This window comes from Leifsonia sp. GW821-FHT13C05 (genome assembly GCF_058806515.1).
Map to the genome: position 1 here is coordinate 1,331,756 of NZ_JBXAPT010000001.1, position 24,088 is coordinate 1,355,843.

Genomic DNA, 24,088 nt, shown 5'->3' on the forward strand with positions numbered 1-24,088 from the left:
ACGAAGGGACCATCCGGTGCTCGAAGACTCGACCATCCACTCGATCGCGGACGAACTGGCGGCCGCAGAACGCGACCGCAGCACCGTGCCGCTGCTCACCGCCCGCCATCCGGAGATGACCGTCGAGGACTCGTACGCGGTCCAGAACGTCTGGAAGGAACGCGGCATCGCCGCTGGACGCAGACTGGTCGGCCACAAGATCGGCCTCACCTCCAAGGTGATGCAGCAGGCGACCGGGATCACCGAGCCCGACTACGGCGTCATCTTCGACGACATGGTCTTCGAGACCGGTTCCGTCATCCCGTTCGACGCGTACTCCAACGTGCGCATCGAGGTCGAGCTGGCGTTCGTGCTCGGCGAGAGCCTCACCGGCCCGGATTGCACGCTCTACGACGTTCTCGACGCGACGAAGTACGTCGTCCCCGCGCTCGAGATCCTCAGCTCCCGCATCGAGATGGCAGGGCGCACGATCGTCGACACCATCTCGGACAACGCTGCGATGGGCGGCATGGTCGTCGGCGGCCGCCCCGTGGCCGTGGATGCTGTCGACCTGCGCTGGGTGTCCGCCCTCCTCTACCGCAACGAGACCATCGAGGAGTCCGGCGTCGCCGCCGCCGTCCTCAACCACCCGGCCTCCGGCGTCGCGTGGCTCGCGAACAAGCTCGCGGCACACGGCACCACCCTCGAAGCCGGCGAGATCGTCCTCGCCGGCTCGTTCACCCGCCCGATGTGGGTGGAACGCGGCGACACCGTCCACGCAGACTACGGAACCCTGGGAGCCATCACATGCCGATTCGCCTAGAACCAACGCCGACGCTCGCCGACCGGCTGCGCACAGCACCCCGTCCCCAGTTCGGCATCTGGTCGTGCTCCGGCAGCGCGCTCGTCGCCGAGATCTGCGCGGGGGCCGGGCTGGACATCGTGCTCATCGACGGGGAGCACTCCCCCGTCTGGCTCGAGTCGATCCTCGCGCAATTGCAGGCCATTGCCGCGTATCCGGTGACGCCGCTGGTGCGCGCGCCGATCGGCGACACGGTGATCGTCAAGCAGCTGCTCGACCTCGGGGCGCAGAACCTGCTCATCCCGATGGTGAACAGCGCGGAGCAGGCTGCCGAGATGGTCGCCGCCGTCCGCTACCCGCCGGCCGGGGTCCGCGGCGTCGGCAGCGCCCTCGCCCGCTCCGCCCGGTGGAGCAGGATCGACGACTACCTCTCCCGCGCCGACGGCCTCGTCTCCCTGTACGTGCAGATCGAGACGGTGGATGGGCTGGCGAACGTCGACGAGATCGCAGCGGTCGACGGCGTCGACGGCCTCCTGGTCGGTCCGGCCGATCTCGCGGCGTCGATGGGACTCCTCGGCCAGCAGACGCATCCCGACGTCGTCGCCGCGGTCGAGACGGCCATCGCGGCAGGCACGGCGGCGGGCAAGCCGGTCGGTGTGAACGCGTTCGACCCGGTCGCCGCCGACCGCTATCTCGCCGCCGGTGCGCGCTGGGTGCTGGTCGGCGCCGATGTCGCCCTGCTGGCGCGCGCCTCCGAGGCGCTGGCCGATCGCTTCATCGGCGGCGGTTCCGATGTCGCGCCCGCGAGCTACTGATGCGCGCTGGCGCACGCCTCACGGATCGTATACAATCTCAGATACAGTCCCCGATGACGAGGAGAACCACCCCGTGAGCGACATCAGCCTCCCCGGCAAGATCATCGCCGTGCACCTGAACTACCGTTCGCGTGCCGCGCAGCGAGGTCGCACACCCGCCACCCCGTCCTACTTCCTCAAGCCGGCCTCCTCCATCGCCGCCTCCGGCTCCGAGCTGGAACGCCCGGCGGGAACCGAGCTCCTCGCCTTCGAGGGCGAGATCGCGCTCATCATCGGCCGCCCGACCCGCCGGGTCTCCCCCGAGGACGGCTGGGCGGCCGTCTCCGGCGTCACCGCGGCGAACGACTTCGGCGTCTACGACCTGCGCGCGGCGGACAAGGGCTCCAACGTCCGCTCCAAGGGCGGCGACGGCTTCACGCCCATCGGCCCCCGCATCATCCCGGCGGACGCCGTCTCCCCCGACACCCTCCGCGTGCGCACCTGGCTGAACGGCGAACTGGTGCAGGAAGGGACGACGGACGACCTGCTCTTCCCGTTCGGCCAGCTCGTCGCCGACCTCTCCCAGCTGCTCACCCTGGAGCCGGGAGACATCATCCTCACCGGCACCCCGGCAGGCTCGTCCGTCACGCAGCCGGGCGACCTGGTCGAGGTCGAGGTCGACGCGCCGACGGCTCCGGATGCGCCGAGCACCGGCCGCCTCGCCACCCGCATCACCGAGGGCACCGTCCCGTTCGGCGACTTCGGCACCAAGCCCGCCGTGGACGACTTCCAGCGGTCGGAGGCCTGGGGCACTCCTCCCGCCCCCGCGGCTCCCGGATTCGAGTTGACCGACACCGTGCGCGCCCAGCTGCTCTCCGTCTCCACCGCCACCCTCAGCTCCCAGCTGCGGAAGCGCGGCCTGAACAACGTCTCGATCGACGGCCTCAACTCCACCCGGCCGGACACCAAGCTGGTCGGCCGCGCCAAGACGCTCCGCTACCTGCCGAACCGCGAAGACCTCTTCGCAGCGCACGGAGGCGGATACAACGCCCAGAAGCGCGCCTTCGACGCCCTCGGCCCCGGCGACGTGCTCGTCATCGAGGCCCGCGGCGAGCGCGGCAGCGGCACCGTCGGCGACGTGCTCGCCCTGCGGGCGCAGGTCGCCGGCGCTGCGGGCATCGTCACGGACGGAGGCGTGCGCGACCTCGCGATCGTCGCCGCGCTCGACATCCCCACCTACCACGCGGGCGGTCACCCGGCCGTCCTCGGCCGCAAGCACGTGCCGTGGGATGCGGACATCACCGTCGCCTGCGGCGGCGCGGCCGTGCAGCCGGGCGACGTGATCGTCGGCGACGCCGACGGCCTGCTCGTCATCCCGACCGCCCTGGTCGAGGAGGTCGTGGCCGACGCGCTCGAACAGGAGCGCGAAGAGGAGTTCATCGCCGAGCAGGTCGCTGCCGGCGCGACGATCGACGGTCTGTTCCCGATGAACGCCGAATGGAAGGACAGGTACCGCGTGTGGCTGACACAGCAGTAGGAACCGCGAAGACGGCGACGCCGAGCAAATCCCAACTCGCATACGACTGGATCAGGGAGCGCATCGACGACGGCAGGTACGTGTCCGGATTCCGGCTCGTGCTCGGCCAGATCGCCGGGGAGCTCGGCATCAGCGTCGTGCCCGTCCGCGAGGCGATCCGCCGGCTGGAGGCGGAAGGGCTGGTGACGTTCGAGAAGAACGTCGGCGCCCAGGTCGCCCTGCTGCACGACACCGAGTACACGTACACGATGGAGACGCTCGCCCTGGTCGAGGGCGCAGCGACCCAGATGTCCGCTCCCCTGCTGAACGGCGACCACCTGCACAGGGCCCGGTCGATCAACCGCGAGATGATCGCGTGCCTCGACGACTTCATCCCGCACCGGTTCACGGAGCTGAACCTGGAGTTCCACTCCGTCCTGTTCGAGGAGTGCCCGAACCCGCACATCCTGGATCTGGTGCACCGCGGCTGGAACCGGCTGAAGGTGCTGCGCGACTCCACCTTCAGCTTCGTTCCCGGCCGTGCCCGCGAATCCGTCGAGGAGCACGAGCAGATCCTGAAGCTCATCGAGCGGGGGGCCGAGCCTCTCGACATCGAGCTGGCCGCCCGCCGCCACCGACTCGCGACCCTGGATGCGTTCCACGCCTATCAGGACGAGCACAAGCACCCGCAGCACTGAGACCACAACACATCAATTCACCGACCGCCGAAGGAGGCGTGCGCCCATGACGCAGCACTACATTCCGGAGAATCTGCCAGACAGCATCCAGCACTTCATCGACGGCGCCTTCGTCGACAGCGTTTCCGGCGCGACGTTCGACGTGCTCGACCCTGTGTCGAACGAGACGTACGTCACCGCCGCGGCCGGCCAGAAGGAGGACATCGACCTCGCCGTCGCCGCCGCCACCCGCGCCTTCAAGGAAGGCCCGTGGCCGCGGATGAAGCCGCGCGAGCGGGCTCGCATCCTGAACCGCGTCGCCGACGCCGTCGAAGCCCAGGATGCACGCCTCGCCGAGCTGGAGACCTTCGACACCGGCCTCCCGATCACCCAGGCGCTCGGCCAGGCGCAGCGCGCTGCGGAGAACTTCCGGTTCTTCGCCGACCTGATCGTCGCCCAGGCCGACGACGCGTTCAAGGTGCCCGGCTCGCAGCTCAACTACGTCAACCGCAAGCCGATCGGCGTCGCCGGCCTCATCACGCCGTGGAACACCCCGTTCATGCTGGAGAGCTGGAAGCTCGCCCCCGCGCTCGCCTCCGGCTGCACGGTCGTGCTCAAGCCCGCGGAGTTCACACCGCTCTCCGCCAGCCTGTGGGCGCAGATCTTCCGCGACGCCGGGGTGCCGGACGGCGTGTTCAACCTCGTCAACGGCCTCGGAGAGGAGGCGGGAGACGCGCTGGTGAAGCATCCGGATGTCCCGCTCATCTCGTTCACGGGTGAGAGCCGCACCGGCCAGCTGATCTTCGGCAACGCCGCTCCCTTTCTTAAAGGCCTGTCGATGGAGCTCGGCGGAAAGTCACCGGCCGTCGTCTTCGCCGACGCCGACCTGGACGCCGCGATCGACTCCACCCTGTTCGGCGTGTTCTCGCTGAACGGCGAGCGCTGCACGGCGGGCAGCCGCATCCTGGTCGAGCGCAGCGTCTACGACGACTTCTGCGCCCGCTACGCCGCCCGCGCCAAGAACATCGTCGTCGGAGACCCGCACGACCCGAAGACCGAGGTGGGCGCGCTCGTGCACCCCGAGCACTACGACAAGGTGATGAGCTACGTCGAGCTGGGCAAGCAGGAGGGCCGGCTCCTCGCCGGAGGCGGCCGTCCGGAGGGCATCGACCACGGCAATTATGTGGCGCCCACCGTGTTCGCCGATGTCGCACCGGATGCGCGGATCTTCCAGGAGGAGATCTTCGGCCCCGTCGTCGCCATCACGCCGTTCGACTCCGACGAGGAGGCCCTCGAGCTCGCCAACGGCGTCCGCTACGGCCTCGCCGCATACATCTGGACCAGCGACCTGAAGCGCGCGCACACCTTCGCCCAGAACGTCGAGGCCGGGATGGTGTGGCTCAACTCGCACAACGTCCGCGACCTGCGCACCCCGTTCGGCGGCGTCAAGGCGTCCGGGCTCGGTCACGAGGGCGGCTACCGCTCGATCGACTTCTACACCGACCAGCAGGCCGTGCACATCACCCTCGGCCCGGTGCACACCGCACGCTTCGGCGCCAACTGACCTTCACCCCTTACTCCCCCCTCAACGAAGAGAAAGCGATTCACCCCATGACCACCACCGCCATCCCCACCCCGAAGGCGACGCCGCCGGACGTCGTGCGTTGCGCGTACATGGAGCTCGTCGTCACCGACCTGCAGGCCAGCCGCGACTTCTACGTCGACGTGCTCGACCTGGTCGTGACCGAGGAGGACGAGAACGCGGTCTACCTGCGCAGCTTCGAGGAGTTCATCCACCACAACCTGGTGCTCCGCAAGGGACCTGTCGCCGCCGTCGCGGCGTTCGCGTACCGGGTGCGCACCCCGGAAGACCTGGACCGCGCCGTCGAGTTCTACACCGAGCTGGGCTGCCGCGTCGAGCGCAACGCCTCCGGATTCACGAAGGGCGTCGGCGACTCCGTCCGTGTCGAAGACCCGCTCGGCTTCCCGTACGAGTTCTTCTACGACGTGCAGCACGTCGAGCGCCTCGCCTGGCGGTACGACCTCTACACCCCCGGCGCGCTGGTCCGTCTCGACCACTTCAACCAGGTGACCCCCGACGTGCCCCGCGCCGTCAAGTACATGGAGGACCTCGGCTTCCGCGTCACGGAGGACATCCAGGACGAGGCGGGCACCACCTACGCCGCGTGGATGCGCCGCAAGCCCACCGTGCACGACACCGCGATGACGGGCGGCGACGGCCCCCGGATGCACCACGTCGCGTTCGCCACGCACGAGAAGCACAACATCATCGCCATCTGCGACAAGCTCGGCGCCCTCCGCCGCAGCGACGCGATCGAGCGCGGCCCCGGCCGCCACGGCGTCTCCAACGCGTTCTACCTCTACCTGCGCGACCCGGACGGCCACCGTGTCGAGATCTACACCCAGGACTACTACACCGGCGACCCGGACAACCCCGTCGTCACCTGGGACGTGCACGACAACCAGCGCCGCGACTGGTGGGGCAACCCCGTCGTCCCGTCCTGGTACACCGACGCCTCCCTGGTGCTCGACCTCGACGGCAACCCCCAGCCGCTCACCTCCCGCACCGACGACTCCGAGATGGACGTCACCATCGGGGCCGACGGCTTCTCGTACACCCGCAAGGGCGAGGAGACCCAAGGCTTCAAGCTCGGAGCCACCCTCTAGCCGCGAGCCCCCTCCCCAAACAATCGAGTCCGAACTTGTTCACGCGACACGCCGGTGTCGGGCGTGAACAAGTTCGGACTCGATGTTTTCGGGGGTCAGAACGCGACGTCGGCCGCCGGAACGACGGCGAAGGTCTGATCGGGGTAGCGCAGCCCGGAGAAGTACCTGTTGGTGTGCGCGATGATCTGCTGGGCCGTCAGCTGCTCGCCGTCCCACTCCGCGTCCGTCGTGGTGTGGGCGTCGCCCACCAGCGTCACGTCGTAGCCGCGGACGGCGGCGGCCTGCGTCGTGGTCCTGATGCAGTAGTCGGACTGTGCGCCGGCAACCACGATGTGGGTCACGTCGAAGCCTTCGAGCAGCTCGTCGAGCCCGGTGTCCGCGAACGCGTCGCGGTACGACTTGCGCACGAGCGGCTCCCCGAGCGCCCTGGTGAGCCCCTCCGCGAGTCCCCAGCCTTCACTGTCCTGCGGGAAGTCGTGCTCGTCCTGCACCCAGATGATCGGCACCCGCTCGTCCCTCGCCCGATCGACCAGTGCGGCCGTGCGGCTGACGACGCCCTCTGCGTCGAAGCACTCCGCGAGCACCCCCCGCTGCAGGTCGATGACGATGAGGACGGTGGGGTTCACAGATGAGCGCACCCCTTCATCTTGCCGCACGGCACCGACACCCGCCCCCGGAATCCCAACGAAAAACACTGGGCCCGACCCCCGCCTGACCGCTAGAGTGCGGATCGTGAGGATGCGACGGGCGGGTGCTCTGATCGGTGCCGCGGTGGCGGTGGTCACCCTGGTGGGGTGCACGGCGAGCGGCGGGGGCGGAGACGCGGCGCACACGCCGGCGGCCCCGGCCGGCCTGAGCACGGATCCGGGAGCGGACGCCGGTGTGCCCATCGCGCAGGGTGCCGTCACCGCCGCGATCGACAGGCTCCCCGCGCTCGCGTCGTCGATCCTGACGCAGACCGGCGTGCCCGGCATCGCCGTCGGCGTCACCTATCAGGGCAGGACCGTCTTCGCGAAGGGCTTCGGCGTCCGCGAGGTCGGCAAGCCGGGCGCCGTCGACGCGGACACGGTGTTCCAGCTCGCGTCGCTGTCGAAGCCCATCGGCGCCACGGTCATCGCCGACGAGGTCGGCAAGGGCACCGTCGCCTGGAACACCCCGGTGACGGCCAACCTCCCGTCGTTCGCGCTCGCGGACCCGTACGTCACGACGCACGCCACCATCGCGGACTTCTACGCGCACCGCTCCGGCCTCCCCGACCACGCCGGCGACGACCTCGAAGAGCTCGGCTACGACCGCGCAGAGGTGCTCTCGCGCCTGCGCTACCTTCCGCTCGAACCGTTCCGCGCCCAGTGGACGTACACCAACTTCGGCATCACCGCCGCCGCTCAGTCCGTCGCCGATGCCGCAGGCACCGACTGGGAGACGCTCTCGCAGCGCGACCTCTACGGACCGCTCGGGATGACGGCCACCAGCTCGCGCTTCTCCGACTACACCGCGAGGACCGACCGCGCGGTGCCGCACGTGCTGGTCGACGGCCAGTACGAGGCCAAGTACCAGCGCGAGCCGGATGCGCAGTCCCCGGCCGGCGGTGTCAGCTCCTCCGTCACCGACCTCACCAAGTGGATGGCGATGGTCATCGACGACGGACGGTACGGCGGCCACGAGATCGTCGACGGCAAAGCGCTGCTGCCCGCCATCTCCCCGCAGATCATCACGGGCCCGGTCGCCAACGCCGAGACCCGCCCCGGCCAGTACGGCTACGGCTTCAACGTCGGCGTCGCCGCCTCCGGCCGCACCACGGTGAGCCACTCCGGCGCGTTCCAGCTCGGCGCGGGGACCACGTTCGTCACGCTCCCCTCCGCCGACCTCGGCATCGTCGTCCTGGTGAACGCGGCGGCCAACGGCACGGCGGAGACGCTGGCGATGCAGTTCCTCGACCTCGTGCAGTACGGCGCGCCGCGCACCGACTGGGCGAAACTGTACAGCAACGCCTTCGCCCACATGGACGAACCCGTCGGCACCCTGGTCGGCCAGTCGCCTCCCACCTCTCCCGTCCCGTCCGCACCGCTCAGCTCGTTCGTCGGCACGTACCAGAACCCGTACACCGGCCCGGCGACGGTCGCGGCCACCGGCGGCACGCTCACCATCACGCTCGGCCCGAAGAACACCGTGTACACGCTGAAGCACTGGACGGGAGACGAGTTCGTCACGCCGCTCGACAGCGAGAACGCGCCGCCCGGCTCGCTCTCCGCGATCACGTTCTCCCCGCCGTCGGACGGTCGCAGCGCCTCGTTCGTGTTCGAGTACTACAACACGGAGAAGGTCGGCACCTTCACCCGCTGACCGGATGCGCGAGCGGCCTGTCGCGCCCGACGGCGCGGGCACCCGGCGGTTTCGGCCCCCAGGGGGCAGGATGGAGTCGTGGAACCCCTCGAAGTGGTGGCTGCCGTCCTCGTGCGCGACGGGCGTGTGCTGGCGTGCCGCCGCGCCCCCGGCAAAGACGCCGCCGGACTCTGGGAGTTCCCCGGCGGCAAGGTCGAGCAGGGCGAGACCCCGGAGACCGCGCTGGTGCGCGAGATCCGCGAAGAGCTCGGCGTCGGCATCCTGGTCGGCGAGCTGGTCGACCGCAGTGTCACGGAGGCGGGCGGACGCTCGATCGACCTGGCCTGCTACCGCGCGGAACTCACCGGTGAGCTGCCGACGCGCAGCACGGACCACGACGCGCTCCTCTGGGTCCGCACCACGGAGCTGGCGGCGCTGGAGTGGGCCGCGGCCGACGTGCCAGCCGTCCGGGTGCTCACGGCATGAGGGCGATGGTCTATGACCGCTTCGGCGGTCCTGTCGAGGCGCGCGACGTCCCCGACCCCGTCGCTCCGGAGGGCGGCGCGGTGATCAGGGTGGGAGCATCCGGCCTCTGCCGCAGCGACTGGCACGCCTGGGCCGGACACGACGACACCGTCCACCTGCCGCACGTCCCCGGCCACGAGTTCGCGGGGACCATCGCCGCGCTCGGCGACGGCGTGACGGGCTGGCGGGTCGGAGACAGGGTGACCGCGCCGTTCGTCAACGGCTGCGGCGCATGCTCCTGGTGCGCATCCGGCCAGTCGCAGGTCTGCCCGAACCAGACCCAGCCCGGCTTCACGCACTGGGGATCGCACGCGGAACTGGTCGCGATCCGCGCCGCAGACCTCAATCTGGTCGCCGTGCCGGACAGTCTCGACGACGACGCGGCCGCCAGCCTCGGCTGCCGCTTCGCCACCGCGTACCGCGCCGTCCGGATGCGCGCCGCCGTTCGCCCGGGCGAGTGGGTCGCCATCTACGGAGCGGGCGGCGTCGGCCTGAGCGCCGTGATGATCGCGGCCGCTCTCGGCGCCAGGGTGGTCGCGGTCGACCGCAACCCGGCCGCGCTCGACCTCGCCGCCCGCCTCGGCGCAGAGCACGTCGTGCTCGCAGACCCATCCACTCCGGCCGCCATCACCGACCTCACCGGAGGAGGCGCCGACGTGAGCATCGACGCCGTCGGCTCGTCCACCACCAGCACGGACGCCGTCCTGTCGCTGCGTCGCCGCGGCCGCCACGTGCAGGTCGGCCTGCTCTCTGCCGACCAGCTCCCCGTCCTCCCCCTCGACCGCGTACTCGCCTGGGAGCTCGACATCCTCGGCAGCCACGGGATGTCCGCCGCCGACTATCCCGGGATGCTCGACCTCGTCGCCTCCGGAGCCCTCCGCCCGCAAGCACTGCTCTCCGGCGCCGTCAGCCTGGAGACCGGCGCGGCGATGCTCCCCGATGCGGAGACGGCGTCGCCGACGGGCATCACCGTGGTCCACCCGGCCTGAGCGCGCCCTCCTCCCGGAAACCCGGCATGATGGCCGTATGCGCCTCGCCGATTTCACCCCGCCAGACACCCAGGCCGCCCGCGCCGCGTACGAGTTCGCCGCAGAGCGGCAGACGCCGGCGCTGCTGAACCACTGCATCCGGTCGTGGCTGTGGGCGCTCGGTTTCGCCGAGCTGGACGGCGCGGACGACATCGACCACGAGCTGCTCTACGTCGCGGCGCTGCTGCACGACCTCGGGCTGGTCGAGGAGTTCGACAACGTCACGCTCAGCTACGAGGACGCCGGCGGGCACGTCGCCGCCGCGCTCACCGCCGGCGCAGGCTGGCCCGCCGAGCGCCGCACCCGCGTGCACGAGGTGATCGTGCGCCACAACTGGCCGACCGTGGATCCAGCACTGGATGCGGAGGGCCATCTGCTCGAGATCGCCACCGGCCTCGATATCTCCGGCGTACGCGCCGACCTGCTTCCTCTGGCCTTCCGGGAGGAGGTGCTCGCCGCATACCCGCGGCTCAGCATCGCCGCCGAGTTCGGAGCGTGCGTGACGGACCAGGCCGCGCGCAAGCCGACGACGCAGGCGGCCAGGATCGTCGCGAACGGCGTCGTGCGGAAGCTGGCGGAGAACCCGCTGGAGGCACTGGGCGCCTAGCGGCCGAACAGGGCGAGCAGCCTCGCGCCGAGACCTCGCCGTTTCGGCGGCGCATCCTCGTGAGCGACCGGCACCGTGTCCAGGAATGAGACGCCGCACTGCGGGCACTCCACGATCAGCTCGTGCACCGCGAGACCTGCGCCGTAGTACGGGTTCCGCACCACGTGCGCCTCAGCACCGCACGACGGACACGTCGCCCGTGCTCCCCCGCTGCCGTCCTGCATGGTTCCATTGTGCGCCACGCCAGGCGGGCGGCCGCACGCCACCCGGCGCGCTGGCCATCCGGTCAGCCGAGCGTGAGGACGATCGCCTGGTCTTTCCGCGCCGGCGTTCCTTCAGCGGGGTCCACCGCCTTCACCGTCAGGCTGGATGCGTCTTTCCCGTTCCCGCCGCCGTTGCCGTTGCCGTTGCCGCCACCGGCATCCGGCTTCTTCACGCTCACGTTGGTGAACCCGGCCGCGGCCAGCGCCGCCTTCGCCGCACTCTCCGACTGACCGATCAGGCCACCCGGGATGGTCGCGGACTGCCCGTTGCTGATCTGCACCGTCACCGAACTGCCCTTGTTGACGGAGGATCCTGCTGCAGGATCGGTGCCCGCCGCCGTCCCCGCCGGCTGCGCGGAGTCGACAGGCGCCTGGTCGACCGTCACGTCCAGGCCGAGCCCCGTCAGGAGCGACTGCGCCTCGTCGGGGGTCTTGCCGGACACATCCGGGATCGTCACCTGGTCGCCGTACAGCACGGCGTTGGTCGGCTTGGTGAACGCGTCTCCCCCGTACAGGCCGTCGATCGCCTCGAGGATGGGCTTGGCGACGGAGAACTTCACGTCGCCGCCGCCCACTCCGTTGAAGTCGAGACTGCGCAGCGGGGTCGCCCCTGACACGTTGCCGACCCAGGTCGCCGTCGACACCTTGCTGGTGGAGGTGACGAGCCAGTTCTGCAGCGAGTCGTCCGTCGTGCCCGTCTTGCCCATGATGGGCGTGCCGTCGTACGGGTTGGCGCTGGCCGCCGTGCCGCCGCCGCGCATCACGCCCTGGAGCGCATAGGTGACTCCGGCCGCGATGTTCGGCTGCAGCCCCTGCGTGCAGGTGGTCGGGCTGACCTTGTGCTGCGAGCCGTCCGCGTTCACGACCTTGTCGATGGCGACCGGCGTGCAGACCGTGCCGTTGTTGGCGATGCCCGCGTACGCGGTCGCCATCGTCAACGGCGACAGGTAATTGACGCCGAGGATCATCGACGGCACGGACGTCAACGGGTTGCTCGACGACGCGGGATGCACGCCGAGCGCCTTCGCCGCGTTGAGGATCGAGCAGAGGTCGACCTTGGTCCCCATCTTCGCGAACGCGGTGTTGACCGATTCGGCCGTCGCCGCCATCACCGAGAGCCTGCTGGCCGAGCCTTCGTCGTTGGTGACGGGCCAGTCCGGTCCGTTGATGTCGGCGCAGCTGTTCGTGAACTCGGAGGTCGGGAAGTCGTGCTGGGTGGCGTTGATGGTGTCGTACAGGCTGTTGCCCGCTTCGAGCCACGCCGCCAGGTCGAACGCCTTGAAGGTCGAGCCGGTCTGGAAGCCCTGCGATCCGCCGTACGCCTCGTCGGTGTTGTAGTTCACCGCCGTCGTGCCGTCCTGCGGCTGGTCGGTGTTGTTGAACGCCCGGTTCTCGACCATCGTCACGATCCTGCCCGTGCCGAGCTCCATCGAGACATTGGATGCGCCGAGGTCGATCCCCGCCATCGACGGCGGGATGTATGCGCTGAGCGACTGCTGCGCCACCGCCTGCAGGTCGAGGTTGAGGGTGGTGTAGATCTTCAGCCCACCGCGGTTGAGCGTCGCCCAGCGGTCGTCGGCGGTCGCACCGTATGCCGGGTCGTTGAGCACGACATCCCGCACGTAGTCGCAGAAGAACGCGGCGTTGTACTGCGAGGCGGCCGCGCATCCGGAGGTGGTCGGCGTGATGACGGGCTGCACGGGCGTCTTCTTCGCCGCATCCCGGTCGGCCGCGGTGATCTTGTGGTTGATGGCCATGCGGTCGAGCACGTAGTCGCGCCGCTCCTTGGTGGCCTTGTATCCGTCGGCCGCGCCGTTGTCCTTGTTGTTCGGTTCGTCGATGCGCAGGTTGGCCGGGTTGTTCAGGATGGCGACGAGCGTTGCGGCCTGCGGCAGACTCAGCTGGGCGGCCGTGGTGTTGAAGTAGTAGTGCGCTGCCGCCTCGATGCCGTACACGGTGCCGCCGAATCCGACGACGTTGAGGTAGCCGAGCAGGATCTGCTCCTTGGTGTACTTCTTCTCCAGCCCGACCGCGTACCGCATCTCCTGCACCTTGCGCTGCAGGGTGACCCCGGCGGCGTCGGTGTAGCAGGCCTGCAGCTTCTTGGCGTCGGTGAGCGCGTCGCAGCGTTCCACCTCGACGTTCTTGACGTACTGCTGCGTGATTGATGACCCGCCCTGCACCGAACTCCCGCTCACGGTCGACAACGCCCCGCGCACGGTCCCGAGCAGGTCGACGGCGCCCTCGGAGTAGAACCGGGGGTCCTCGGCGGCCACGGTGGCGTCCTTGACGGTCTGCGCCACATCCTTCCAGCCGACGTCCTGCCTGTTCTGCGCATAGAACGAGGCGATCGGGACATCCGCCCCGCCCTTCTTGGCGTACACGGTGGTGTTCTGCGCGAACGGCTGGATCTCCAGGTTCGACGGCAGCGCCTCGAACGCACTGGATGCGGCAGCCGCCGTCTGGCCGACTCCCAGGAATCCGGGCATGACGAACACCGAACTCAGCACGGCCGCGATGAGCGCGACCACCCCGAACTGCGCGATCAGCCCCGCCCGCGACCTCGCCGGCCGGATCTCGTACCCCCGCAACGGATCGAACCGCCGCGAGAGCGCGACGAACCACGGCCGGTCACGGAACTGCGGGCGGGAAGACATCCATCCAGCGTTTCACCGCAACACTCAGAAACCACTGACGCACCGCGGCGAACCCTGTCCGTCCTTTCAGAGTGGGTGCAATCGAAGGTGAAGTAGACTTCACGCGCTCCATCTCCGAGAGGCCTTCAATGAAGAACCGCAGCACATACATCGTCTTCCTGGCCTGCTGCCTGCTCGGGCTCGCGGCCATCGCCGCCTGGGGGAACTCCACGGCCTCTGCCCGCCCGGTCTACCCGTGGCTGCTCGGTGCGATCGTGCTGATCGGCGCCATCGGCACCTTCGCTTTCCGCACCGCGAGGGAGCGAGCGACGCTGGCGGCGGAGGCGGAGAGCGTCGAGTCGCACACCGCACTGCGCGTGCGCGCAGCGGCCTTCGTCGACGCTCTGGTCCTCGCGGTCCTCCTCGGCACCCTGACGTTCACCGTCGGCTCGGATTGGCCACCCGGCTTTGTGATGCTCGGCTACGTCGTCGCGCTGGTGATCGACGTCTGGGCACGCTCGGCCGTCAGCACGACCAGATACGGAAGTCAGGATGCGGAACAGGATTCGTGAGCACCGCCTCGCGGCCGGACTGACGCAGAGCCAGCTCGCCACGGACTGCGGCGTGTCACGACGCACGATCGTCGCCCTCGAGAACGACACGTTCCAGGCCAGCCTGACGCTCGCATTGAAACTCGCCCGCCGCTTCCATGTCCCCGTCGAAGACATCTTCAGCCTGGACTGATCGCGGTCACCGTCCGCTAGCGGCACGTGCTCCAACTGGGATGCACGTGCACTGAATGCGCACACACAAAGAGGCGGCGCCCCCTCCCGGGGACGCCGCCTCTCACCTCACAGCACGACCGCGGCTACGCCGCCCGCGCCATCCACTCCGCAGCACGCGCACCGGCGGTCACCCGCACGGCGCCGTCCACTGCGTCGACGGTGACGGTGCCGCCGTCGGTCAGCTCGCCGCTCACCATGAGTTCGGCGATCCTGTCGTCGATCTCGCGCTGGATGACCCTGCGCAGGGGGCGGGCGCCGTATTCCGGCTCGTAGCCGGCGTCGGCGATCCATTCCACCGCGGCGTCTGTCGCCTCGAAGCCGATCGAGCGCGCACCGAGGCGGGCGCTCGTCGCCGTAAGGAGGAGGCGCACGATGTCGCGCAGCTGCTCGGCGTCGAGCTTCCTGAACAGCACGATCTCGTCGATCCTGTTGAGGAACTCGGGACGCATCGCCTCGCGCAGTTTGCCCATCACGCGGTCGCGCAGGTCTTTCTCCGACGCGAAACCGGATGCTGAGGCGTCGCCGCCGACCGGCACGAAGCCGAGGGCGCCGCTGCGGGATGCGAGGAACTCCGAGCCGAGGTTGGAGGTCATGATGACCACCGTGTTGCGGAAGTCGACCGTCCTGCCCTGGCCGTCGGTGAGGCGGCCGTCGTCGAGCACCTGCAGCAGCAGGTTGAACACGTCGGGGTGCGCCTTCTCGATCTCGTCGAACAGCACGACAGAGTACGGGTTGCGGCGCACACGCTCGGTGAGCTGGCCTGCCTCGTCGTATCCGACGTATCCGGGAGGGGCGCCGACCAGACGGGCGACCGTGTGGCGTTCGCCGAACTCGCTCATGTCGAAGCGGAGCATCGCCTTCTCGTCACCGAACAGGGAGGCGGCGAGCGCCTTCGCGAGTTCCGTCTTGCCGACGCCGGTGGGGCCGAGGAAGAGGAAGCTGCCGACGGGGCGGCGCTCGTCTCCGAGCCCTGTCCTGTTGCGGCGCACCGCCTTCGCGACGGCGACGACCGCGTCGTCCTGACCGATCACGCGCTCGTGCAGCTCTGTCTCGAGTTTGGCGAGGCGTTCGCGGTCCGCTTCTCCGATGCGGCTGACCGGGATGCCCGTCGCCCGCGAGATGACGCCGGCGATCTCCGGCTCGTCGACCACAGCATCCGGCCGGGGCGCGGAGCCGAGCTCGTCCAGCGAACGCTGCACCGCCTCGATCTCGTCGCGGAGGCGCGACGCCTCCTCGTAGTGCTCGGACGCGACAGCGGAGTTCTTCTCCGACTCGAGGGTGGCGAGGGTCGCCATCAGCTCTGTCGTGTCGACGCGCTTGCCGAGACGCAGGCGGAGGCGAGCCCCAGCCTGGTCGATGAGGTCGATGGCCTTGTCCGGCAGGAAGCGGTCGGAGACGTAGCGGGCGGACAGTTCGACGGCCGCGCGGATCGCGTCGTCGGTGTATCGCACCCCGTGGTGCTCCTCGTACGCTCCGCGGAGCCCGGAGAGGATGAGCACGGCGTCCTCGATGCTGGGCTCGCCGACCGTCACGGGCTGGAAGCGGCGTTCGAGGGCCGGGTCCTTCTCGATGCGGCGGTACTCCTTGAGCGTGGTCGCGCCGACCAGGTGCAGGTCGCCCCTGGCGAGCCGCGGCTTCAGGATGTTGCCGGCGTCCATGCCGCCGGACTCTCCCGAGCCGCCGGCGCCGACCACGGTGTGCAGCTCGTCGATGAACACGATGAGCTCGTCCTTGGCCGCGCTGATCTCGTCCATCAGCTTCGTGAGGCGCTCCTCGAAGTCGCCGCGGTAGCGGGTGCCGGCCACCATTCCGGCGAGGTCGAGCGACACCACGCGCTTGTCGCGCAGCTGCTCCGGCACTCCGCCGTCGACGATCGCGCTGGCGAGGCCTTCGACGATCGCGGTCTTGCCGACGCCCGCCTCACCGACGAGCACCGGGTTGTTCTTGGTGCGCCGGGACAGGATCTCCACGGTCTGCTCGATCTCGTCGAGCCTGCCGATCACCGGGTCGAGCTTGCCGTCGCGGGCGAGCGCGGTCAGGTCGGTGCCGAACTGGTCGAGCATCGGAGTGGTGGATGCGTTCTCCGCGTCCTCTCCGTCAGCGGCCTGTCCAGCAGTTCCGGCGCCGACGGTCGTGGTCTGGCGCATGGCGGAGGTCAGCGCATCCGGGGTGACGCCTGCCGCCTGCAGCACCTGCCCCGCGGGGGCGTCCTGGATGATGACGAGCGCGAAGAAGAGGTGCTCGGGGTCGATGTACGTCGATCCGGATGCGCGGGCGACCTGGTACGCGTGGAACAGCGCCCGCTGGGCGGACGGGGTGATGGATGCGGCATCCACGTCGACGGGGTCGCCCGTCTGCGGGAGTCGCTGCTCTGCCGCGGCGGCGACCGCCTGCGGGTCCGCGCCGATGCGGCGCATGGCGTCTGCGGCGGGCTCTGCCGTCGCCATGACGCGGAGGATGTGCAGGGCGTCGAGCTCCCGGTGGCCGTGTTCGAGCGCGAACCGTCCGGCCTCGGCGAGGGTCTCCTGCGTGCGCCGGCTCAGGAACCGGCTGATGTCGATGGAGCGCGCGGTACGCGCACGCTCACCCGCGAGGTAACGGGCGAGGAACTCGTCGAACGAGTTTCCTTCGTTACTGTCGGGAGTGAAGTCTTCGGGCACGAAATCTCCTGTGTGTTGAAAGTTGAGTGAACTGCACTCAAGTTCAACGCTGCGGGGTGCGAGGTATTCCCGCAGGCCCGAACACAGCCGCGGCGCGTTCGCCGTCGACCGTCGGCCGCGTTAACCTTGGTGGATGGAAAGTCGCGCCGGCTCCAGGAATGGCGTCGCGAATGCCAAGGCGAGGGCGCTGTACGACGCTGTAGCGTCAGCGCTCCAGTCCCCCATGCACGCCGACGCCGACACGGTCTCCGTCGAGCACGACGCCGCCCGATTCCTCGTCCGCTTCAGCGACCTCCCTCTCGCCGCGTTCCGTGCGCGGGTGCCGCTGTCCACGCCGCCCGCCCAGGCCAAGTCCGCCGTCGCGAACGCCGCGCGGAAGGCGCACGCGAACATCCTGCAGTGGCGGGAGCTCGGCTACCTCAACGAGGTGGGGGCCAAGATCACCGCTCTCCGCGACGGCGGTGCGTACGCAGGCCGCCTGTTCGAGGCGTACGGCGCAGGGCGGCTCGACGAGGCGGAACTCGTGGCGCGGCTGCGCGAGATCCCTCCGGTCCCCCTCGACGGCCTGCCGCTCGGCCAGGGCGGTGGAGGACCGATGGAGGTCGCGGGCACAGCACTCCGGCGGCACCTCATCTCCTCTGCGCTGTTCGAGCACATCGTCGAGGAACTGGCGGACGCGGGACACCAGGCCTGATGCCGTCCACCGGGCTGAGCCGCGCGGAGGCGCGCAGGATCGCGGTGACCGCGCAGCGCCTCGACGCCGACCGGCCCACCGAACTGATCCCCCTGGTCGAGCAGCTCACCCTGCTGCAACTCGACCCGACGGCGGCCATCGCACCGAGCGCAGAGCTGATCGCCTGGACCCGTCTCGGCTCCGCCTTCCGGCCGGAGCAGCTGCGCCAGGCGGTCGAGACCGACCGCACCCTGTTCGAGCAGAAGGCGCAGGACGACCAGAGCACCCCGCCCATCGCCATGCTCCGCCCCACCTCCGCCCTCGGCCTGCACCTCGACGCGATGGCCAGGTGGCCGCGCGAGGGAAGCGGCGTGCACGCCTGGCTGGAGGCGAACGCGCAGTTCCGCCTGGATGTGCTCGCCCGGCTGCGCACCGACGGCCCTCTGCTCTCCCGCGACATCCCTGATACGGCGGCCGTGCCGTGGGAGTCCAGCGGCTGGACGCACGGCCAGAACGTGACCAGGATGCTCGAGTTCCTCTCCGCCCGGGGCGAGATCGCGACCGCAGGCCGCATCGGCAAGCAGCGCACGTGGGACCTCGCGGAGCGCGTCTATCCGTCCGGCATCGAGGTCGTCCCCGAGGAGGAGGCCGCACGCATCCGGGATGCCCGTCGCCTGCGCTCGCAGGGCATCGCCCGCGCCGCGATGGTCGGCGAAGCGGGCGTGCCGGTCGAGATCGAGGGCAGCAGCCGGCCGTGGCGGGCCGACCCGGATGCGCTGGACGCTCTGGATGCCGGCGCCGGCCACGCGTTCTCCGGCCGCACCGCGCTGCTCTCGCCGTTCGACAGGCTCATCCACGACAGGGTGCGCACGCTGGAGGTCTTCGAGTTCGAGTACCTGCTGGAGATGTACAAGCCGGCCGCGAAGCGACGCTGGGGCTACTTCGCGCTGCCGATCCTGCACGGCGACCGGCTGGTCGGCAAGCTCGACGCGACCGCGGACAAGAAGGCGGGCGTCCTCCGCGTCTCCGCCGTGCACGAGGACACACCGTTCACGCCGGAGACGCGGGATGCGGTCGACGCCGAGATCGCCGACCTCGCCGCCTGGCTCGGCCTCGCCGTCGAGCGCGCCTAGTTCGCCGCGACCGGCGCCTTCCCGTGCGGGTCGCTCGCGTTGAGCGCAGCCACCACCATCTCGTAGTCGCCGCGCGCCTCTCCGTAGCGCAGGAACTTCACCCGGTCGACCAGGATCTCCCGCGCATCCGGCTGCGTCTCCAGCAGCTCCATGACCTCGGAGACGAACGCGTCGAGCGGCATCGCCACCTCGCTCTCCTCCTGGCCGGGCAGCAGCCCGGTGCGCACCGCGGGTGGCACCAGCTCGACGACGCGCACGCTCGTGTCGGCCAGCTGCAGCCGGATGCTCTCGCTCAGCTGGTGGATGGCCGCCTTGGTCGCGTTGTAGCTCGGCGTCACGGCGAGCGGGGCGAACGCCAGACCGGACGAGACGGTGACGATGGTCGCATCCTGCCTGCTCTGCAGGTGCTCGGTGAACGCGGCGATCAGCCGGATCGGGCCGAGCAGGTTGGTGACGACGGTGGCCTCGGCGGACGCTAGGAATCCTGCTGCCGAGTGCCAGTCCTCCACCCGCATGATCCCGGCCATCGCGATCAGTACGTTGAGGTCGGGATGCGCGGCGATCACCGCTGCGGACGCCGACCGGATGCTCTCCGGGTCGGCCGTGTCGATCCGCACGGTGTGGATGCCCGGGTGCTCGTCCGCGATCCGTTCGAGCAGTTCTGCCCGGCGGCCGCCGACGATGACGGTGTTGCCCTTCGCGTGCAGGGCGACGGCGATGGCGAGGCCGATCCCGCTGGTCGCGCCGGGGATGAAGACGGTGTTTCCTGTGATGTTCATGCTTCGAGTGTCCGGGGGCTGCGCGCCTCCCGGCAGAGAGCGGTTATCGGGGGATGCGCGATCCCTGGCTCGCCACGGCCGGACGACGGATGATGGACACATGGACCGCGCAGACCTCGCCGATTTCCTCCGCAGACGCCGGGAGGAGTTGCAGCCCTCCGACGTCGGTCTCGCGTCCGGCGCCCGCCGCCGCGCGCCCGGCCTGCGGCGGGAGGAGGTGGCGCAGCTGGCGAACATGTCCGCCGACTACTACACCAGGCTCGAGCAGCAGCGCGGCCCGCAGCCGAGCGAGCAGATGCTCGGCTCCCTCGCCCGCGCCCTCCGCCTGAGCGGCGACGAGCGCGACTACCTGTTCCGCGCGGCAGGCCACAACCCGCCCGACCGGTTCGCCGGGGCGGCGCACGTCGCCCCCGCTCTGCTCCGCGTGCTCGACCGGCTCGACGACACCCCCGCCCTGATCCTGTCCAACCTCGGGGAGACCCTGGTGCAGAACGGCATGTCGGCCGCGCTGCTCGGCGACCGCTCCGGCTTCACCGGTATCGAACGGTTCGAGGCGTACCGGTGGTTCGTGCATCCGGAGACCGAGCGCATCCGGTACCCGGAGGACGACAGGGACAGGCAGAGCCGCGCGCAGGTCGCCTCGCTGCGGGTCGCGTACGGCGCGATGGGCTCCGCCTCGCAGGCGGGCGAGCTGGTGCGCGCCCTGCAGCGGGAGAGCGCGGAGTTCGCCGAGCTGTGGGACAGGCACGAGGTCGCCAACCGGTTCGAGGACCACAAGACCTTGGTGCATCCGGAGCTCGGCCCGATCGAGCTGGACTGCCAGGTGCTGTTCACCGAGGACCAGTCGCAGTGTCTGCTCGTCCTCACCGCTCCCCCGCGCACCGACGGCGCGGAGAAGCTCGCCCTGCTCGGCGTGCTCGGGATGCAGGCGTTCAGCTGACCGTCTTCTCGGTCTCCTCTTCCCGCTTGCGCCCCAGCACCTGCGTCGGGATGCCGCGCGACAGCGCGAGGGAGCCGACCGAGATCACGATGAGGCCGAAGATCGAGATCCTGAGCGACGAGAGCTGCGAATCCCGGTAGATCGACTCCAGCGTCTTCGCGTCGCTCTCCGACAGCCCTGCGTCCTCACCGATCTTCTGCACGCTGTCCGCCGGGACGATGTCGACGCCGCCGTTCGTCCGCTCCTGCACGGTCGACTGCACACTGTCGGGCAGGCTGCTGCTGGACACGCCAGAGGCGAACGACGTGGCGAGCGCGCCGATCAGGATCGAGCCGATCAGCGCCGTGCCGAGCGACGAGCCCAGGTTCTGGAACACGCCCTGCAGGCCGCCGACCTCGCTGGACTGCTTCTCGCCGACACTGGACATGTTCACGTTGCCGAGCTGGGAGGCCAAGAGCCCGAGCGCCCCGCCGGCCAGGAACATCCCGATGCCGAACAGCCAGCTCCGCAGGTCGGCGGTGACCGCACCGAGCAGGATGAGCGAGCTGACCACCAGGATCACCTGCCCCACCCGCACGATCCGCCTCGGCGACCAGAACCGGGACAGCATCGTGCCGAGCACGGAGAACAAGATGAGCGCGATGGAGAGCGGGAAGATCTTGAGCCCCGTGGAGAGCGCATCCAGCCCCAGCGTCATCTGCAGGTAGACCGGCACCATGAAGAACAGCCCGGCCGTGACCGCGTACTGCGCGCCGAGCACGCTGAGGCCGCTGCGCAACTGCCGGATGCCGAACATCTCGATGTGCACGAGCGGCGATCTGCCGGAGTCGGCCAGTTTCCGCTGCCTTCGCGCGAACAGGAACAGCAGCACGCCGCCGATCAGCATGAACCAGGCCGTCAGCGAGATCCCGAACGGGTTGATCGGCACGCCGCCGATCACCGGGGAGTGCAGCGGGATGAGCCAGCCCCAGGTCTTGCTCTGCAGCATCCCGTAGACCACGAACACCAGGCCGAACGCCGACAGCAGCACGCTCCACACGTCGATCCTCGACTTCGTGCGTCCCGTCGCGTCGCGCACCACCCTGCTGAAGAGCACGACCACCGCCATGATGACCACCTCGGAGACGAACACGTATCGCCAGTCGAGGTAGGTGGTGACGTACCCGCCGATCAGCGGCCCGGCGGCGACCGCCGCACCGGAGACGGCTCCGATGATCGCGTACGCCGTGATCCTGTCGTGCCCGCGGTAGTTGTCGGCGATCAGGGCGGCGATGGCCGGGATGACCAGCACGGCCCCCAGCCCCTCGATCACGGACCAGCCGAGGAACAGCGTCTCGATGTTCGGGCTGACCGCGGTCAGCAGCGACCCCAGGGCGTACACGCACGAGCCGATCACGAACGCCCTGCGCCTGCCCCAGACGTCGCCGAGCTTCGCGCCGAGCAGCATGAACGCCGCCATCGTCAGCGTGTAGAAGGTGATAGCGGCCTGCATCGCCGCGACCGTGGTGTGCAGGTCGGCCACGACGGTCGAGATGGAGACGTTCATCACGGTGCCGTCGAGCACCATCACGAACTGGGCGCTTCCCAGGACGATGACGACCGACCACTTCTTCATGTGCGGCTCCCGACTCTGCGGGGTGTTCCTCCCCGACCGGATGCGCTCAGTATGTTCCTCCGCGCGCATCGGCCGCAATGGCGCGGTCAGCCGCGGTCGGAGCTCCTCGCCGCGCGCACCAGGATGCGCGCGGCGTCCCTCGCCTGCTCTGCAGCGTCCGCCGTCCCGGCGATGGCCGCTGTGGTCTGCGCGCCCTCGGCGAGGATCGCGAGCTGGGGAGCGAGCGACGGGGATGCGCCGGCCTCCTCGACGAGCCGGGCGACGTACTCCTGGAACGACTGCTTGTGCTTCCTGGCCGCCGCGACGACATCCGGATGCCCGCCGCCGAGCTCCCCGAACGCGTTGATGAAGCCGCAGCCGCGGAACGAGTCGTCGGCGAACCAGTCCGCCAGGTAGTCGTAGATGGCGAGGAGCTTCTCTTCCGGGTCGTCGACGGTGGCGACCCTGCCTGCGACGCCGTCCGTCCACATCCGGTGCCTCCTGTCGAGCACGGCGAGCACGAGGTCGTCCTTCGACGGGAACTCCAGGTACAGCTTCCTGAGCGACACGCCCGCCGTGTCGCGGATCTCGTCCATGCCGACGGCCGTGATGCCGCGCGCGTAGTAGAGGTCGTCCGCCGCGTCGACGATGCGGTCCCGCACAGCTTCTCCGGTCATAGCCAGAAGTATAGCTTGCGCGAGAACCATCGTTCTCATATGATCGTCAACAGCAGCCGAGAACGACCGTTCTCGGCGAACAGCACACACGAAAAGGGATACGGACATGGCGTTCATCACCGTCGGCGAAGAGAACAGCACCCCCATCGAGCTCTACTACGAAGACCACGGGACGGGCCGGCCCGTCGTCCTCATCCACGGCTTCCCGCTGGACGGCCACTCCTGGGAGAAGCAGTCCGCCGCCCTCCTGGACGCCGGCTATCGCGTGATCACCTACGACCGCCGCGGCTTCGGCCAGTCGAGCCAGCCGGCTACCGGATACGACTACGACACCTTCACCTCCGACCTCGCCACCGTCCTCGAGACGCTCGACGTCCGGGATGCGGTCCTCGTCGGATTCTCGATGGGCACCGGTGAAGTGGGCAGGTACCTCGGCACTCACGGCTCGGAGCGGGTCAGCAAGGCCGCGTTCCTCGCACCGCTGGAGCCGTACCTGCTGAAGACGGACGAGAACCCGGACGGCGCGGCTCCGCTCGAGTTCTTCCAGGGCATCGTCGACGCGGTGAAGGCCGACCGCTATGCGTACTTCACCGCCTTCTACAACGACTTCTACAACCTGGACGAGAACCTCGGCAGCCGCATCAGCGAGGAGGCCGTGCGCAACAGCTGGGCCGTCGCGGCCGGAAGCGGCGCCGTCGCATCCAGTGCTGCTCCGCTCACCTGGTTCACCGATTTCCGCGCGGACATCGCGAAGGTCGACGTGCCAGCTCTCATCCTGCAGGGCACGGCGGACCGCATCCTGCCGATCGACGCCACAGGACGCCGGTTTACCGCAGCGCTCCCCGACGCGGAGTACGTCGAGATCGAGGGCGCCCCGCACGGCCTGCTCTGGACCCACGCCGACGAGGTGAACGCCGCCCTGCTGGCCTTCCTCGCCAAGTAGCCGAAACAGGCGCCACCCCACCGAGGGGGGGGGGGGGGGGGGGGGGGGGGGGGGGGGGGGGGGGTAG

General features: G+C 69.7%; 23 protein-coding genes. 16 read left to right on the forward strand and 7 right to left on the reverse strand.

Going from position 1 to position 24,088, the window contains the following annotated elements; translation table 11 throughout:
• Window positions 1-16 precede the first annotated feature (16 nt).
• From hpaH to hpaD, 6 genes are all read left to right on the forward strand, one after another.
• On the forward strand, window positions 17-802 hold the full coding sequence (hpaH, locus tag AC1ROC_RS06365) for a 2-oxo-hept-4-ene-1,7-dioate hydratase (RefSeq protein WP_434948096.1): 786 nt from the start codon (window positions 17-19) through the stop codon (window positions 800-802).
• On the forward strand, window positions 787-1,596 hold the full coding sequence (locus tag AC1ROC_RS06370) for an HpcH/HpaI aldolase family protein (RefSeq protein WP_492998837.1): 810 nt from the start codon (window positions 787-789) through the stop codon (window positions 1,594-1,596). The genes hpaH and AC1ROC_RS06370 overlap by 16 nt, the downstream gene beginning before the upstream one ends.
• 73 nt (window positions 1,597-1,669) lie before the next feature.
• Window positions 1,670-3,112 (forward strand): fumarylacetoacetate hydrolase family protein, encoded by a 1,443-nt coding sequence (locus AC1ROC_RS06375; protein WP_492998839.1) that lies wholly within the window; start codon window positions 1,670-1,672, stop codon window positions 3,110-3,112.
• A complete protein-coding gene (locus AC1ROC_RS06380) occupies window positions 3,094-3,789 on the forward strand; it encodes a GntR family transcriptional regulator (protein WP_085370781.1) in 696 nt (231 codons plus the stop codon). Before AC1ROC_RS06375 ends, AC1ROC_RS06380 begins: the two co-directional genes overlap by 19 nt.
• Window positions 3,790-3,835: 46 nt before the next feature.
• The gene (hpaE, locus tag AC1ROC_RS06385; protein ID WP_085370780.1) at window positions 3,836-5,332 is read left to right on the forward strand and encodes a 5-carboxymethyl-2-hydroxymuconate semialdehyde dehydrogenase; all 1,497 of its coding nucleotides are present in this window, start codon (window positions 3,836-3,838) and stop codon (window positions 5,330-5,332) included.
• 47 nt (window positions 5,333-5,379) lie between these two features.
• Entirely contained in the window at window positions 5,380-6,456 is a 1,077-nt protein-coding gene (hpaD, locus tag AC1ROC_RS06390; protein WP_492998842.1) for a 3,4-dihydroxyphenylacetate 2,3-dioxygenase, read from the forward strand.
• A gap of 95 nt (window positions 6,457-6,551) precedes the next feature.
• Here the strand turns inward: hpaD and AC1ROC_RS06395 are convergent, their stop codons facing one another.
• Window positions 6,552-7,082 (reverse strand): cysteine hydrolase family protein, encoded by a 531-nt coding sequence (locus AC1ROC_RS06395; protein ID WP_085370779.1) that lies wholly within the window; start codon window positions 7,080-7,082, stop codon window positions 6,552-6,554.
• A 112-nt stretch (window positions 7,083-7,194) separates the two neighbouring features.
• On the opposite strand from AC1ROC_RS06395, the gene AC1ROC_RS06400 reads away from it, so the two are divergent.
• From AC1ROC_RS06400 to AC1ROC_RS06415, 4 genes are all read left to right on the forward strand, one after another.
• Entirely contained in the window at window positions 7,195-8,799 is a 1,605-nt protein-coding gene (locus AC1ROC_RS06400) for a serine hydrolase (RefSeq protein WP_492998945.1), read from the forward strand.
• Between the two features lie 78 nt (window positions 8,800-8,877).
• Window positions 8,878-9,264: a (deoxy)nucleoside triphosphate pyrophosphohydrolase gene (locus AC1ROC_RS06405; RefSeq protein WP_143466015.1), complete on the forward strand. Its 387-nt coding sequence runs from the start codon at window positions 8,878-8,880 to the stop codon at window positions 9,262-9,264.
• On the forward strand, window positions 9,261-10,292 hold the full coding sequence (locus AC1ROC_RS06410) for a zinc-dependent alcohol dehydrogenase family protein (protein WP_492998845.1): 1,032 nt from the start codon (window positions 9,261-9,263) through the stop codon (window positions 10,290-10,292). The genes AC1ROC_RS06405 and AC1ROC_RS06410 overlap by 4 nt, the downstream gene beginning before the upstream one ends.
• Before the next feature lie 37 nt (window positions 10,293-10,329).
• Window positions 10,330-10,938 carry an HD domain-containing protein gene (locus tag AC1ROC_RS06415; RefSeq protein WP_085370775.1) on the forward strand — a complete coding sequence of 203 codons (609 nt, stop codon included), beginning with the start codon at window positions 10,330-10,332 and terminating at the stop codon, window positions 10,936-10,938.
• On the opposite strand, the gene AC1ROC_RS06420 is transcribed toward AC1ROC_RS06415, so the two are convergent.
• Both AC1ROC_RS06420 and AC1ROC_RS06425 read right to left on the reverse strand, forming a co-directional pair.
• Window positions 10,935-11,162, reverse strand: coding sequence for a hypothetical protein (locus AC1ROC_RS06420; protein ID WP_143466014.1), 228 nt, complete (start codon window positions 11,160-11,162; stop codon window positions 10,935-10,937). The two genes, AC1ROC_RS06415 and AC1ROC_RS06420, sit on opposite strands and share 4 nt — an antisense overlap.
• 62 nt (window positions 11,163-11,224) lie before the next feature.
• On the reverse strand, window positions 11,225-13,858 hold the full coding sequence (locus tag AC1ROC_RS06425; RefSeq protein ID WP_492998848.1) for a transglycosylase domain-containing protein: 2,634 nt from the start codon (window positions 13,856-13,858) through the stop codon (window positions 11,225-11,227).
• A 128-nt stretch (window positions 13,859-13,986) separates the two neighbouring features.
• Between AC1ROC_RS06425 and AC1ROC_RS06430 the strand changes: the two genes are divergently transcribed.
• Together AC1ROC_RS06430 and AC1ROC_RS06435 are read left to right on the forward strand one after the other, a co-directional pair.
• Complete coding sequence (locus AC1ROC_RS06430) at window positions 13,987-14,409, forward strand: hypothetical protein (protein WP_492998850.1); 423 nt, start codon at window positions 13,987-13,989, stop codon at window positions 14,407-14,409.
• Window positions 14,390-14,581 (forward strand): helix-turn-helix transcriptional regulator, encoded by a 192-nt coding sequence (locus tag AC1ROC_RS06435; RefSeq protein ID WP_085370772.1) that lies wholly within the window; start codon window positions 14,390-14,392, stop codon window positions 14,579-14,581. The genes AC1ROC_RS06430 and AC1ROC_RS06435 overlap by 20 nt, the downstream gene beginning before the upstream one ends.
• Window positions 14,582-14,705: 124 nt before the next feature.
• Here the strand turns inward: AC1ROC_RS06435 and AC1ROC_RS06440 are convergent, their stop codons facing one another.
• On the reverse strand, window positions 14,706-17,282 hold the full coding sequence (locus AC1ROC_RS06440) for an ATP-dependent Clp protease ATP-binding subunit (RefSeq protein WP_168688982.1): 2,577 nt from the start codon (window positions 17,280-17,282) through the stop codon (window positions 14,706-14,708).
• A 223-nt stretch (window positions 17,283-17,505) separates the two neighbouring features.
• Between AC1ROC_RS06440 and AC1ROC_RS06445 the strand changes: the two genes are divergently transcribed.
• A complete protein-coding gene (locus AC1ROC_RS06445) occupies window positions 17,506-17,976 on the forward strand; it encodes a hypothetical protein (protein ID WP_085370769.1) in 471 nt (156 codons plus the stop codon).
• Window positions 17,976-19,088: a DNA glycosylase AlkZ-like family protein gene (locus AC1ROC_RS06450; RefSeq protein WP_085370768.1), complete on the forward strand. Its 1,113-nt coding sequence runs from the start codon at window positions 17,976-17,978 to the stop codon at window positions 19,086-19,088. Before AC1ROC_RS06445 ends, AC1ROC_RS06450 begins: the two co-directional genes overlap by 1 nt.
• Here AC1ROC_RS06450 and AC1ROC_RS06455 read toward each other — a convergent pair.
• A complete protein-coding gene (locus AC1ROC_RS06455; RefSeq protein ID WP_085370767.1) occupies window positions 19,085-19,867 on the reverse strand; it encodes an SDR family oxidoreductase in 783 nt (260 codons plus the stop codon). The genes AC1ROC_RS06450 and AC1ROC_RS06455 overlap by 4 nt on opposite strands.
• A gap of 100 nt (window positions 19,868-19,967) precedes the next feature.
• Between AC1ROC_RS06455 and AC1ROC_RS06460 the strand changes: the two genes are divergently transcribed.
• Complete coding sequence (locus AC1ROC_RS06460) at window positions 19,968-20,807, forward strand: helix-turn-helix transcriptional regulator (RefSeq protein WP_168688979.1); 840 nt, start codon at window positions 19,968-19,970, stop codon at window positions 20,805-20,807.
• Here AC1ROC_RS06460 and AC1ROC_RS06465 read toward each other — a convergent pair.
• Both AC1ROC_RS06465 and AC1ROC_RS06470 read right to left on the reverse strand, forming a co-directional pair.
• Entirely contained in the window at window positions 20,800-22,422 is a 1,623-nt protein-coding gene (locus AC1ROC_RS06465; protein WP_492998854.1) for an MFS transporter, read from the reverse strand. The two genes, AC1ROC_RS06460 and AC1ROC_RS06465, sit on opposite strands and share 8 nt — an antisense overlap.
• An 86-nt stretch (window positions 22,423-22,508) precedes the next feature.
• Window positions 22,509-23,078: a TetR/AcrR family transcriptional regulator gene (locus tag AC1ROC_RS06470; RefSeq protein ID WP_492998856.1), complete on the reverse strand. Its 570-nt coding sequence runs from the start codon at window positions 23,076-23,078 to the stop codon at window positions 22,509-22,511.
• A 106-nt stretch (window positions 23,079-23,184) separates the two neighbouring features.
• Here AC1ROC_RS06470 and AC1ROC_RS06475 point away from each other — a divergent pair, with 106 nt between their 5' ends.
• Window positions 23,185-24,021: an alpha/beta fold hydrolase gene (locus tag AC1ROC_RS06475; protein ID WP_085370763.1), complete on the forward strand. Its 837-nt coding sequence runs from the start codon at window positions 23,185-23,187 to the stop codon at window positions 24,019-24,021.
• Window positions 24,022-24,088: the final 67 nt, after the last annotated feature.

Excerpts from the sequence above, each read along its gene's own strand:
- AC1ROC_RS06475 (WP_085370763.1), top strand. The coding sequence starts at position 23,185 with ATGGCGTTCATCACCGTCGGCGAAGAGAACAGCACCCCCATCGAGCTC.
- AC1ROC_RS06400 (WP_492998945.1), top strand. The coding sequence starts at position 7,195 with ATGCGACGGGCGGGTGCTCTGATCGGTGCCGCGGTGGCGGTGGTCACC.
- hpaE (WP_085370780.1), top strand. The coding sequence starts at position 3,836 with ATGACGCAGCACTACATTCCGGAGAATCTGCCAGACAGCATCCAGCAC.
- AC1ROC_RS06435 (WP_085370772.1), top strand. The coding sequence starts at position 14,390 with ATGCGGAACAGGATTCGTGAGCACCGCCTCGCGGCCGGACTGACGCAG.
- AC1ROC_RS06450 (WP_085370768.1), top strand. The coding sequence starts at position 17,976 with ATGCCGTCCACCGGGCTGAGCCGCGCGGAGGCGCGCAGGATCGCGGTG.
- AC1ROC_RS06470 (WP_492998856.1), bottom strand. The coding sequence starts at position 23,078 with ATGACCGGAGAAGCTGTGCGGGACCGCATCGTCGACGCGGCGGACGAC.
- hpaD (WP_492998842.1), top strand. The coding sequence starts at position 5,380 with ATGACCACCACCGCCATCCCCACCCCGAAGGCGACGCCGCCGGACGTC.
- AC1ROC_RS06445 (WP_085370769.1), top strand. The coding sequence starts at position 17,506 with ATGCACGCCGACGCCGACACGGTCTCCGTCGAGCACGACGCCGCCCGA.
- AC1ROC_RS06410 (WP_492998845.1), top strand. The coding sequence starts at position 9,261 with ATGAGGGCGATGGTCTATGACCGCTTCGGCGGTCCTGTCGAGGCGCGC.
- AC1ROC_RS06425 (WP_492998848.1), bottom strand. The coding sequence starts at position 13,858 with ATGTCTTCCCGCCCGCAGTTCCGTGACCGGCCGTGGTTCGTCGCGCTC.
- AC1ROC_RS06465 (WP_492998854.1), bottom strand. The coding sequence starts at position 22,422 with ATGAAGAAGTGGTCGGTCGTCATCGTCCTGGGAAGCGCCCAGTTCGTG.
- AC1ROC_RS06430 (WP_492998850.1), top strand. The coding sequence starts at position 13,987 with ATGAAGAACCGCAGCACATACATCGTCTTCCTGGCCTGCTGCCTGCTC.
- AC1ROC_RS06455 (WP_085370767.1), bottom strand. The coding sequence starts at position 19,867 with ATGAACATCACAGGAAACACCGTCTTCATCCCCGGCGCGACCAGCGGG.
- AC1ROC_RS06460 (WP_168688979.1), top strand. The coding sequence starts at position 19,968 with ATGGACCGCGCAGACCTCGCCGATTTCCTCCGCAGACGCCGGGAGGAG.
- AC1ROC_RS06420 (WP_143466014.1), bottom strand. The coding sequence starts at position 11,162 with ATGCAGGACGGCAGCGGGGGAGCACGGGCGACGTGTCCGTCGTGCGGT.
- AC1ROC_RS06370 (WP_492998837.1), top strand. The coding sequence starts at position 787 with ATGCCGATTCGCCTAGAACCAACGCCGACGCTCGCCGACCGGCTGCGC.
- AC1ROC_RS06415 (WP_085370775.1), top strand. The coding sequence starts at position 10,330 with ATGCGCCTCGCCGATTTCACCCCGCCAGACACCCAGGCCGCCCGCGCC.